This is a genomic window from Pyramidobacter piscolens W5455, assembly GCF_000177335.1.
GTDB lineage: Bacteria > Synergistota > Synergistia > Synergistales > Dethiosulfovibrionaceae > Pyramidobacter > Pyramidobacter piscolens.
The window spans coordinates 1-10,164 of record NZ_ADFP01000029.1 but is presented as its reverse complement, the minus strand read 5'-3'; the positions used below and the strand labels follow the sequence as shown (position 1 = coordinate 10,164).

Annotated in this window: 12 protein-coding genes; 5 read left to right on the top strand and 7 right to left on the bottom strand. The window is 63.0% G+C overall.

Annotated elements, in window-relative coordinates; all coding sequences use genetic code 11:
- The 3 genes from HMPREF7215_RS13490 to HMPREF7215_RS02230 form a co-directional block, all read left to right on the top strand.
- Nucleotides 1-584, top strand: a 584-nt coding sequence (locus tag HMPREF7215_RS13490) for a periplasmic binding family protein (RefSeq protein WP_040550189.1), incomplete at its 5' end; no start/stop codon positions are given.
- Between the two features lie 84 nt (nucleotides 585-668).
- A complete protein-coding gene (locus HMPREF7215_RS02235) occupies nucleotides 669-1,067 on the top strand; it encodes a VOC family protein (RefSeq protein WP_040550187.1) in 399 nt (132 codons plus the stop codon).
- A complete protein-coding gene (locus HMPREF7215_RS02230; protein ID WP_009163980.1) occupies nucleotides 1,064-1,996 on the top strand; it encodes an ABC transporter substrate-binding protein in 933 nt (310 codons plus the stop codon). Before HMPREF7215_RS02235 ends, HMPREF7215_RS02230 begins: the two co-directional genes overlap by 4 nt.
- 127 nt (nucleotides 1,997-2,123) lie before the next feature.
- Here HMPREF7215_RS02230 and HMPREF7215_RS02225 read toward each other — a convergent pair whose 3' ends face one another.
- From HMPREF7215_RS02225 to HMPREF7215_RS02205, 5 genes are all read right to left on the bottom strand, one after another.
- Nucleotides 2,124-2,684 carry a chromate transporter gene (locus HMPREF7215_RS02225; protein ID WP_009163979.1) on the bottom strand — a complete coding sequence of 187 codons (561 nt, stop codon included), beginning with the start codon at nucleotides 2,682-2,684 and terminating at the stop codon, nucleotides 2,124-2,126.
- On the bottom strand, nucleotides 2,681-3,265 hold the full coding sequence (locus HMPREF7215_RS02220) for a chromate transporter (protein WP_009163978.1): 585 nt from the start codon (nucleotides 3,263-3,265) through the stop codon (nucleotides 2,681-2,683). Before HMPREF7215_RS02220 ends, HMPREF7215_RS02225 begins: the two co-directional genes overlap by 4 nt.
- Nucleotides 3,262-3,630 (bottom strand): ArsR/SmtB family transcription factor, encoded by a 369-nt coding sequence (locus HMPREF7215_RS02215; protein ID WP_009163977.1) that lies wholly within the window; start codon nucleotides 3,628-3,630, stop codon nucleotides 3,262-3,264. The genes HMPREF7215_RS02220 and HMPREF7215_RS02215 overlap by 4 nt, the downstream gene beginning before the upstream one ends.
- A gap of 161 nt (nucleotides 3,631-3,791) precedes the next feature.
- Complete coding sequence (gene dpaL / locus HMPREF7215_RS02210) at nucleotides 3,792-5,009, bottom strand: diaminopropionate ammonia-lyase (protein ID WP_009163975.1); 1,218 nt, start codon at nucleotides 5,007-5,009, stop codon at nucleotides 3,792-3,794.
- 53 nt (nucleotides 5,010-5,062) lie between these two features.
- On the bottom strand, nucleotides 5,063-6,229 hold the full coding sequence (locus HMPREF7215_RS02205; RefSeq protein WP_009163974.1) for a YgeY family selenium metabolism-linked hydrolase: 1,167 nt from the start codon (nucleotides 6,227-6,229) through the stop codon (nucleotides 5,063-5,065).
- 554 nt (nucleotides 6,230-6,783) lie between these two features.
- Here HMPREF7215_RS02205 and HMPREF7215_RS02200 point away from each other — a divergent pair.
- Nucleotides 6,784-7,407, top strand: a complete 624-nt coding sequence (locus tag HMPREF7215_RS02200; protein ID WP_009163971.1) for an HAD-IA family hydrolase — start codon at nucleotides 6,784-6,786, stop codon at nucleotides 7,405-7,407.
- Nucleotides 7,408-7,484: 77 nt separating this feature from the next.
- Here the strand turns inward: HMPREF7215_RS02200 and HMPREF7215_RS02195 are convergent, their stop codons facing one another.
- Entirely contained in the window at nucleotides 7,485-8,105 is a 621-nt protein-coding gene (locus tag HMPREF7215_RS02195) for a DJ-1/PfpI family protein (protein WP_009163970.1), read from the bottom strand.
- A 202-nt stretch (nucleotides 8,106-8,307) separates the two neighbouring features.
- Here HMPREF7215_RS02195 and ygiD point away from each other — a divergent pair, with 202 nt between their 5' ends.
- On the top strand, nucleotides 8,308-9,090 hold the full coding sequence (gene ygiD / locus HMPREF7215_RS02190) for a 4,5-DOPA-extradiol-dioxygenase (protein ID WP_009163969.1): 783 nt from the start codon (nucleotides 8,308-8,310) through the stop codon (nucleotides 9,088-9,090).
- A gap of 115 nt (nucleotides 9,091-9,205) precedes the next feature.
- Here ygiD and HMPREF7215_RS02185 read toward each other — a convergent pair whose 3' ends face one another.
- Nucleotides 9,206-10,024, bottom strand: coding sequence for an HAD family hydrolase (locus HMPREF7215_RS02185; RefSeq protein WP_009163967.1), 819 nt, complete (start codon nucleotides 10,022-10,024; stop codon nucleotides 9,206-9,208).
- Nucleotides 10,025-10,164: the final 140 nt, after the last annotated feature.

The following is a 10,164-nucleotide window of genomic DNA, read 5'->3' as shown; positions in this document are numbered from 1 at the left end:
CGGGCGCGGAGCGTCTCTCCGTGCTGGCCGCCGCGCCGGAACCGCTGTGGCGCGACCATCTCGGCCTGCCGATGGAGAAAGTTTTCTGCGCCGGCGACGAAGAGCAGCTGACGGCTCTGGCCGAAGGGCGCGTCCACATCGTCGCTTCGATCCGCGCCTCAAAAGTCTTCGCGGCTGCCGCCCGGGGCCAGGCGCTGCGCATCGTCACCGTCGCCTGCCGCCCGCGGCCGGAACGTGCCGGACACACGGCGGAAGACGACGAACTGGTCTCCGTCACGACCGGCCAGTTCATCATGGATCACAACGATGCCGTGCGCGCTTTCATGGACGCGCAGGCCGACGCGGCCGAATGGCTGGAACGGGATGGAGAAGCGGCGGCGCTTCTGGCGCGGGCTGCCGGTCTTGACGCCGCTCGGGGCGAAGAACTGCGCCGCGGGCGTTCCTTCTCGCCACAGCTGACCGACAAGGATTTCGACGCGCTCACGCGCACGCAGGCGCGCCAAAGAGCGCTCGGCCTCGCCGGGCCGCAGGCCCTGCGCTCGTTTATTTACTATCGTCAGCTGCGCCTGCTGACGCCCAGCTGATGCAGCGAATGATCTCCGGCGGAGATCGTGCAGCTGAAAAAAAATCGCGCCGCAACGCGGCGCTTGCGCAAAGGAGGTTATCCCATGCGCATCACGGATTTTGATCACCTTGTCCTTACCACCGCCGATCCCGAAGCCTGCCGTCGCTTCTACTGCGGCGCGCTCGGCATGGAGTACCGCGAGCGGGACGGCCGCGGCGCCTTCTCTTTTGGCGCCCGCAAGATCAACGTTCACCCCCGTCCCGCCGAGTTTTCGCCGGCGGCGGAACGTCCCCTCCCCGGCAGCCTCGACTTTTGCCTGATCACGACGGACGACATCGAAGCCGTCAAAGCCGAACTCATCGCCGAAGGGGTGCCCATCGTCGCGGGCGTTGTCGACAGGAACGGCGCCCGCGGTCCGATGCGGAGCGTTTATGCGCGCGACCCCGACGGCAATCTCGTGGAGATCGCCCAATACGCCCGACACAAAGGGGACCGTCGATGAACGGGCGCCTGAAAAAGCTTGCCGCCGCGCTGCTGCTGGCGTTCGCCGCTCCGCTCGCGCGCGCTGACGGCAAAATCGCCGTGACCTACATCACGCCGCCGCTCAACGTTCCCTCCATGGTTGAGAAACGGCTCGGGCTGTTCGCAAAGCATTTCGGCCTGCCCGTGGAATACGTCGTTCTCATGAACGGCCCCGAGCAGGCCCACGCCCTTGCCGCCGGCGACGTCCAGTTCCTGCCCGCGACCGGCTCCACCAGCGTGTTCCTGTCCGCCGCCAGCGGCGCGCCGTTCAGGATCCTCGGCATCTTCGCACGCTCGCCGCGGAGCTTCAAGATTCTCGCGCCCAAGGATTCGCCGCTGGCGCGACCCGAAGACCTGCGCGGCAAAACCGTCGCCGGACCGCGCGGCACCATCCTGCACGAGCTGCTCGCCCTCTGGCTGGCCGAAGCCGGCATGACCGTCAAAGACGTGGAATTCGTCTCCATGAACGTGCCCGCGGCGGCCGCGGCCCTCGCCGCCGGCAGGGTCGACGCCGCGCTCGTCACCGGCGTGCCGGCGTGGCGGATGGCCCGCGCCGGTTACAAAGTGCTGCGCGACGGCGACGGTCTGGTCGGCGGCGAAGTGCTTTCCGTCACCACGGAAGCGATGCTGCGCGACCATCCCGATCTGGTGAAAAAATTTCTCGCCGCCCGCCGCGAGACGCTGCGATGGATCGCCGATCATCGCGACGAGGCCGTGCGCATCGCCGCCGAAGAACTGGACCTGAGCCCCGAAGACGTGGAAGCGCAGCTGCCGCTCTACGATTTTTCCATGGAGATCACTCCCGCCGACGCCGCGGGCTTGCAGCGCACCGCCGACTTCATGGCCGCGCAGGGCATGATGGAACGCCCCATCGACGTGCGCAGCCTGTTCGCCGCGCCGCGGCCGTAAAAAAGCGCGAGGACGCGAATCCCCGCTCGTCGAAAAATCCCCTGCAGCCTGGCGACTGCAGGGGATTTTTTTGCGCATGCGATACTGACGTTGATTTTCAATTGAAAGCCGTAATTGAAAATCGGTGTCAGGATCCGTATGCGGCGATGCCGAGGAAGGCTGACAGAATGATCAGCGCGATCGGCGATATTCTCCGCCGATGCGGCAGGATGGGGAAGAAAAACGCTGCCGCCAAAAGGGCCGAAAGAGCCATGGCCTTTACGTCGGCTCCGCCCGCCTCCTTGCGCAGGCAGTTATGAACGGTCATGCTGACGCCGGCCGCGAGGACGATGCCGATCACGGCCGGTTTCAGGCCGGATAGGACGGCCTGGAAACGTCGGTTGCGGAACGCGGCGCTGAAGAAGCCCATGACCAGCAGGATCATGACGAAAGACGGCAGCACGACGGCGGCAGTGGCGACAAGCGCTCCCGGAATGCCGGCCTGTTGGCTGCCGACGCAGGTCGCCAGATTGACCATAATGGGGCCGGGCGTGCTTTCGCTGACGGCGATCCAGTAGCTCAGTCGCTCCTCGCTGAGCCAGCCGTAAGACAGAACGACGTCGCGGATGAGAGGGATGGCTCCGTAGGCGCCGCCGAAAGCGAAAAAGCCCACCTTGAGAAAAGCGCACAGCAGATCGGCAAGGATCATTTTTCTTCTCTCCCGGCGCGGAGAAGGTTTCCCGCTGAAAACAGCGCGAGGCTCAGCAGAGCGGCGCACGACAGGAGCGCGATCGAAGAAATTTTCAGCGCGAAAATTTCCGACGCTCCCATGGTTAAGAACGCGCCGGCCATGAACAGGCGGGGGCGCGCCTTTTTCGGCATCTTCCGGACCATGCGGATCCCCGCGTCCAAAACAAGAAGGCCGACAGACAGCTTGATGCCCCGAAACGCGGACGACACGGCTCGTATCGCGAGAAAACGGTCGAAGCGGGAGGCGATGAGATAGATCACCGCAAAAGACGGCAGCACGATTCCCAGCGTCGCCGCCAGCGCGCCGCTCAGACCGGCCTGACGGTAACCGACGAAGGTGGCGCAGTTGATGGCGATCGGTCCGGGCGTCGACTCGGCGATGACGACGACGTTCATCATCTCGTCGTGAGTGATCCAGCCTTCTCGCTCGACGCAGAGATGTTCAATCAGAGAGATCATGGCATAGCCGCCGCCAAACGTGAAAAAACCGACTTTCATGAAGACGAGCAGCAGCCTGAGCAGAATGCCGGGCTTTTTCATTGTCTCTCCTCCTTCGTCTCGCGCTCGCCGGCAGTTGAAAAGTCCGATCGACAACGAGCACCCGCGTTTTGGCGGCTCCGTTCGTTGGGCGGGCACGTCCGTTCGACGGCGCCCAGGTCTCCGATTTCCCGGGCCAGATCTTGAAGGGTCCGACGATCGGCGTCGTAATGCATAAAATATCCCCGCCTCTGCCCGATGACGATGCCGGCCTCCCGCAGCACTTTCAGATGCTGGGATACGGCGGCTTCGGAAAGCTCCAGCTCGCGGGCCAGCGCGCGTACGCAACGGCGATGTTCGAGCAGCAGCCTGACGATTTTCAGGCGCGTCCCGTCCGCAAGCGCTTTGAAAAGAACCAGATGATCCATTTTGCACGCTCCTTTAATTAAGTGTATGCTTAATTAAATTTTAGCGGGAGCTTCCGATGAAGTCAACGATAAAAACATGGCGGATACAAAACGGGCTGCGGCGAAAGACTTTTCCTTTCGCTGCAGCCCGGTCGTACAGGTTTTCGATTTAACCTTATTGATCAAGAAACCGAACGGTCCCGCGCAAACGCGCCGTCCCAGACGATGCGGCGGTAGTTGGCGCGGTCGGTGGCGCCTTCGGTGGAAAAGCAGAGCACGCGCGAGTTTTCGTCGAGGCGCAGCTGCTCCTTGAGCCATTTCAGCCCGGGGCTGCGCAGGACCTCGGTCACCAGGCCGAAGGCGGAAGCGCCGCTTTCGCCGGAGATCACGCGCGGATCGCCGAGCAGCGGCGCGCCGAGGATGCGCATGCCCTGCGCGGCCGGGTAGTCGGGCATGGAGACGAAGTTGTCGGCGCAGCGCCGCAGCAGCTCCCAGGCCGTCATGCCCGGCACGCCGCAGGCCAGCCCGGCCATGATCGTACGCATGTCGCCGTTCACGGCATGGATCTTGCCGTCCCGCGCCGCGGCGGTGCGGTAGATGCAGTCGGCCTGATTCGACTCGACGATGGTGACGATCGGGCGTTCCGCGCCGTACAGATTGGCGAAGAACGCCGCCGCCGCGGCCGGCATGGAACCGACGCCGGCCTGCAGGAACACGTGCGTGGGCTTTTTGCCGCCCAGCTGCTCCGCCGTCTCCAGCGTCATGGTCAGATAGCCCTGCATGATCCGCAGAGGGATCTCCTCGTAGCCCGGCCAGGAAGTGTCCTGCACCAGCGTCCAGCCGTTCTTCGCAGCGGTATCGCGGGCCAGCGCCACGGTATCGTTGTAATTGAATTCCGTAATCGACGCGTCGGCGCCTGTCCTGCGGATGTTCTCGAGGCGCTCGGCGGCGCTGCCCTTGGGCATGTAAACGACGCAACGCTGTTTCAGCTTGGCGGCCGTCCAGGCCACGCCGCGGCCGTGGTTGCCGTCGGTGGCGGTGACGAAGGTGGTACCGTCGATCTTCGCCAGCACTTCGGGGCTGGTCAGCTCCGCGAAGGTCAACGAATCGGGATCGAGCCCGAGCCGTTCGGCGACGCAGCGGCCGAGGCAGTAGCTGCCGCCGAGCACTTTGAAAGCGTTGAGGCCGAAGCGATGGCTTTCGTCCTTGACGCGCAGCGCCGCGACGCCCAGTTCGCGCGCCAAATGCGGCAGGTCGGCCAGCGGCGTGGGGGCGTACTCGGGAAAGCTGCGGTGGAAGGCGCGCACCTTCTCCGCCTGAGCCGGGCCGAATTGTTCCATCGCCGCGGGGCCGACGCCGGCGTCGCGCTCGTAATGAATCGCCTTGAACCGTTCCTCCATTTTCGTTCCTCCTTGAATGGTCATACAAAAAGGGCAAGGAACTCGCACCCTTTTCAGAGCGTCTCGATCAGATGGATATAAAAACAGCAGGCCTCTTCGACCTTTGCGAGAGCGCAGCGTTCGTCGGTCATGTGCGCCAGCTTGTACTCGCCGGGGCCGAAGCCGATCGTGGGCACGCCCATCGCCACGGGAACGACGGCGTTGGTGCCGAAGTCCCAGAAGTCGTAGCGAGCGGGCGCTTCGCCGAACGTCTTTTCGTACGCGGCGTTGCAGGCGAGCGTGAGCGGGTGGCTCTCGCCGATCTTCCAAGGATCGTGCTCGGGCCGATAGACGAGCCGCGCTCCGTTCCAGCTGGTGTGAACCAGCGTGCCGGGTTCGACGGAAGCTCGTTTGCCGGCGGCCAGCGCCGCCAGTTCCGTCGCGACCTGCGCGGTGGTCTCGCCGAGGCGCAGGCGCCGGTCGAGATAGATCTCGCAGCGGTCGGGCACGGCGTTCAACGACGCCGTCTGGCAGGAGATGTGCGACAGCACGATGGTGCCGCCGCCGTTCTCGCGCAGTGCGGCGTTGAGGGCTTCGACGCGCTGGATGATCTCCGCCATCTCGTAGACGGCGTTGACGCCCTTTTCGGGCGCCGAGCCGTGCGCCGAGACGCCGTGCGTGACGAGGCGCGCCTGCACTTTGCCGGTGTGCCCGAGCGTGATCACGTTGTCGGACGGCTCGCAGATCACGCAGAAGTCGGGCCTGACGCCGCTGTCGCGGTAAAAATGTTCGAGACAGACGCCGTCGCAGTACTCCTCGCAGACGGAGCCTGTCACCCAAACGGTCTTGCCTTCGAGCAGGCCGAGCTTCTTCGCCGCTCCCGCCGCGCAGATCGACGCGGTCAGGCCGCCTTTCATGTCCACGGCGCCGCGGCCGTAGAGCATGCCGTCCTCGATCTCGCCGGCAAAGGGAGGATGCTTCCATTCGTCTGCGTTCTCGGCCAGCACGGTGTCCATGTGCGAATCGAAGTGGATCACCCTGCCGCCGCGGCCGACGCGGCCGCAAACGTTGCCCGCGGCGTCGACGTAGGCTTCATCATACCCCAGTTCCTTCATTTTGGCGAGGAGTTTCTGCGCCAGTTCGCCCTCCTGATCGGAATAGCTGCGCGTTTTCACGGCCGCGACGTAAAAATCCAGCAGGTCGCGGCGGTGCGTTTCGTTCCAGAATTTCTGAGCGATCATAAAAAAGCCCCCTTCGCGGATGATGTTCCCCGAACTGAATCAAGTATATTGATTTCCGCGCCGTAAAGTATCACAATAGAAGCGAAAAATGCGACGCCATTGCGCAAAAACTTCCCTCTTGAAGTCGTTTGACGGCAAAAATGCCGTTTTGTCGGAAAGGCGGCGCGAAGCGTGCCGTTTTTTCAAATCCCCACCGACAAGGACCGTATGGGAACGGCGCGGCACGGACGCGCGGACTGGCCTGACGCCGCTTCAATATCGCAAGCGCGAATCGCAAATGTTCCACGTGGAACATTTGCTCGCGGCTCCTTGTGAAATCTGTGTTTATAAGCATAGGCGAAAATGCGGCTGGCGATTCAAGCATCAAAGAAGGAACGTCTGCCGGCGGGCCGACAGTCCTTTTCCTTCGTTCGTTTTTGAAGGATCTTGACAAAGCCCGCTTCATCTACGAGACTGATGCTCATGGTCACGTTCGTCTTCGCTCGAAGCCTGCCGAAGTTTTTTATCGAAAGCCGGCATGAGAGCGTATTTTGCAAAAGATTCGGAGGAAGATCATGAGATCCGCCAGGGAATACCGCAACATCGTTTTCGACATGGGGCACGTGCTGTCCGAGTACGACTCGCGCCGCGCCATCGCGCAGTTCACGGACGACGAGGCCGTGATCAAGGAGATCCGTTACGTGCTGTACTGCTCCTGCGAGTGGCAGATGCTCGACACGGGCATCATCGACGAGGACACGGCGCTGCGCTACACGCTGCGCCGCCTCAGCTCCGACGCCGTGCGAGAGATCGCGCGGAAAAGCTTCGCGCACTGGGAGGATTACAACCTCTGGCCCAAGCCCGGCATGGACGAGGTGGTGAAAGCCGTCAAGGCGCGCGGCCAGAACGCCTACGTGCTTTCCAACGCGGGGATGCGCCTGACGCGGTGCTGGCGGCGCGTGCTGCCCTGCCCGGATCTGTACGACGGCGTCGTCTTCTCCGCGCCGGAACAGTGCGTCAAGCCGCAGAAGTGGATCTACCGGCTCTTCTTCGAGCGCTACGGGCTGAACCCGGGCGACTGCCTCTTCATCGACGACCTGCCCTGGAACGTGCGAGGCTCCATTGACTGCGGCATGGACGCCTGGCAGTTCGCCAGCGGCGACGTGGCCGAACTGCGCCGCGTGCTGGAGCTGGAATGAAAACCTCCGCGCCGCCGCGCGAATAAAAACGAGCGGCGGCTCGCGATTCATATGGCTCCCGACCGATGGAACGGGGTTCACCTTTCGAAAGACTTCATCAGCGCGGCGAAGAATTCGGGTTCTCCGGTAAGAAAATAATTGTGCCACGCGCTTACGGTCGCGGGCGAATAGAGGCCCAACCGTTCGATGATATATCTTGCCCAGAGCAGGGAGCCTGCCGCGCTGGCTGTTATCAGGTTCCCGTCGCAAACGGCCGGGACGTGCCTGTAATGAGCCAGGCCGCCGTAATTCTTAGCCAGTCCGCTCAGGAAGGACGGCGAGTTGCTGGTATGCTCCCTGTCGTTCAGGATCCCCCGCTCGGCCAATCCCAATGTCGCGCCGCAGATTGCCGCGACCACGGCGTTTTTTTCGACCAGAGCGGCCGCTAAATCGAGCGCTTCTTTTTGTTCTTCTTTCAGCCACGCGTCTCCGCCGATCAGCAGCAAGGCGGAGACGCTGTTTCCGTCGATCTCTTTCAGGGCGGCGTCTGGGACGATCGTCAGTCCGCCTGCGGTATGAACGGGATTTTTTGAATTCGAAACGGTGAGAAGTTCGTATTTTTTCTCGGGCAGCATCTTCTGCAGCGACAGCCCCTGCAGCGCATAACCGTGCTCCCAGTCCGCCATTGCCTCGCATAAATACATGCATATTTTTTTCATTCGCGTTCGCTTCTCTCTGGATAAAATGTATGCTTATAATAACATGTCAGGCAATTTGGCCGCAACATGTTCATGGACAGGGAATCTGAACGCCGGCCGGTCCAGAAGCGTTTGAAAAATTTTCTTGTAAGGCTGCCCGCGGCGGGCTATGATCCGGGCAGGTCCAAAAGTCGAATGGAATTCATTTGAAGGAGTCATTCACATGAAACGAATGCCCGCGGTTTTTCTCGGTCACGGCGATCCGATGATCGCGCTGGCCGACAACGAGCTGACGCGCCGCTTCCGCGCGCTGGGGGAGCGGATCGTCGCCGGATTCGGCAGGCCGAAAGCGATCCTGGCGGTCTCCGCTCATTGGTACAACGCGCGCACGTTCGTGCAGACCGATCCCGAGCCGCGTCAGGTCTACGACATGACGGGCTTTCCGAAAGAATTGTACGAGCTGAAATACCCCGTCCGCGGCGACGCGGGGCTGAGCGCCCGCGTGCTGGCCGCGCCGGGGCTCGACGCGCGTGTCGACGACAGCTGGGGCGTCGACCACGGCGTGTGGTCGGTGCTGGTGCACGTGTTCCCCGAAGCCGACGTGCCGGTGGTGCAGCTGAGCGTGAACCGCTTTCTGGACGCATCGGCGTCCTACGAAGCCGGCAAAAAGCTGGCCTTCCTGCGCGACGAGGGCTATCTGATCCTCGCCAGCGGCAACGTGGTGCACAATCTGCGCCGCGTGGACTGGGACAACCCCGCCGGAACGCCCGAGGCGGACGCGTTCGACGAGTGGATCCGCGCGCAGGTGGAAGCGCGCCGCGACGACGCCGTGATCGACTTCAGGCGGCACGGCGACGCGGCCTACGCCGTTCCCTCCCCCGATCACTTCCTGCCGCTGCTTTACGCGCTGGGTGCGTCGGCCGGCGAAAAGCCCTGCGCGTTCAACGTCGTGCGCACGCTGGCCGCCATTTCGATGACCAGCTATGCCTTCGGCATGGATGCTTGAGCTGTGCCGCCCGAAAATCTTTCGATACAAAATATCCAGCCTTCGCGTACGCGCGGGCTGGATTTTTTTTGAACAAGAATAAAAGCGCCCCCGCGGAGGCGGGAGCGCGTGACGCCTAGACGACGCCGAGGATCGCCCTGAGGGCGTCGGCGGCGCTTGGAAATTTGACGACGTTATGGTTGATCTGCGTGCCGACGGAGATGAAGTCGCCGCGGCCGAAGTTTTCCATCAGCTCGAGGTCGGCGGGAAGACTGCCGAGATAGAGCGGCCAGCGGCAGCCCAACGATCTGCACAAGTTCTCGAGGCCGGCAGCGTCGGGTTTGCGGGCGATCTCCGACGTGATGCAGCGTTCCTTGGGCAGGTCCTGCCAGCCGAGCGTCCGTAAGGCGCAGTCAAGCTCGTCCCGGTCGCGCGAGGTGCAGATGCCCGCGGGGAGCGGCAGTTTGTCCCAGCGCGGCGAGAAAAGCGGCCTTTCGAGGACACAGGCCCCTTCCGGCAGGTCTTCCAGCAACGGCGCCTTGCCGTCGGTCGGTCCGAAATAGATGTCGTTGTAAAGGGCGACGATAGTGCGGCAATCGGCGGCGGAGATCATGGACGTGAAATCATCCATGCCGCGTCCGTCTTCGGCGGCGATCAGGCGAGCCTCCCATTTTTCCGGGGCGGGCAGCGCCTCGGCGAGATGTTGCCGTTCGCTCTTCATGGCCAGGGACAGAAGCGCCCAGGCTATGTCGCCGCGACTGCCGAAAATGTTGTGCCGGCGCGCCGCCTGCAGGTAGGGCGCCGCGTCGACCGCTTCCGACGCTTCCCGCTTCAGCAGCTCGCTCCAGCTGAGCGAAAGCGTGCGGGAAAGGGCGGCGGAGACCCCGGCACCGTCGACGAGAACGCCGTCGACGCTGAAGACGATACAGTCTGCGCGGCTGGGACTTAACAGCATGGCTCACACTTCCTTTCGCAAAGACAGCTCTCACGTGAAAGCCCCCTCGCCATCGCCGGGGGCAAATTTCTACGGGAAATATCATACCACATTCTTGAGCGGCTGAGGAAAGCAGCTCCCAAAATTTGTGGGTGGCCCTA

Coding starts and splice junctions, on each gene's coding strand:
- HMPREF7215_RS02235 (WP_040550187.1), top strand. CDS start 669: ATGCGCATCACGGATTTTGATCACCTTGTCCTTACCACCGCCGATCCC.
- HMPREF7215_RS02230 (WP_009163980.1), top strand. CDS start 1,064: ATGAACGGGCGCCTGAAAAAGCTTGCCGCCGCGCTGCTGCTGGCGTTC.
- HMPREF7215_RS02225 (WP_009163979.1), bottom strand. CDS start 2,684: ATGATCCTTGCCGATCTGCTGTGCGCTTTTCTCAAGGTGGGCTTTTTC.
- HMPREF7215_RS02220 (WP_009163978.1), bottom strand. CDS start 3,265: ATGAAAAAGCCCGGCATTCTGCTCAGGCTGCTGCTCGTCTTCATGAAA.
- HMPREF7215_RS02215 (WP_009163977.1), bottom strand. CDS start 3,630: ATGGATCATCTGGTTCTTTTCAAAGCGCTTGCGGACGGGACGCGCCTG.
- dpaL (WP_009163975.1), bottom strand. CDS start 5,009: ATGGAGGAACGGTTCAAGGCGATTCATTACGAGCGCGACGCCGGCGTC.
- HMPREF7215_RS02205 (WP_009163974.1), bottom strand. CDS start 6,229: ATGATCGCTCAGAAATTCTGGAACGAAACGCACCGCCGCGACCTGCTG.
- HMPREF7215_RS02200 (WP_009163971.1), top strand. CDS start 6,784: ATGAGATCCGCCAGGGAATACCGCAACATCGTTTTCGACATGGGGCAC.
- HMPREF7215_RS02195 (WP_009163970.1), bottom strand. CDS start 8,105: ATGAAAAAAATATGCATGTATTTATGCGAGGCAATGGCGGACTGGGAG.
- ygiD (WP_009163969.1), top strand. CDS start 8,308: ATGAAACGAATGCCCGCGGTTTTTCTCGGTCACGGCGATCCGATGATC.
- HMPREF7215_RS02185 (WP_009163967.1), bottom strand. CDS start 10,024: ATGCTGTTAAGTCCCAGCCGCGCAGACTGTATCGTCTTCAGCGTCGAC.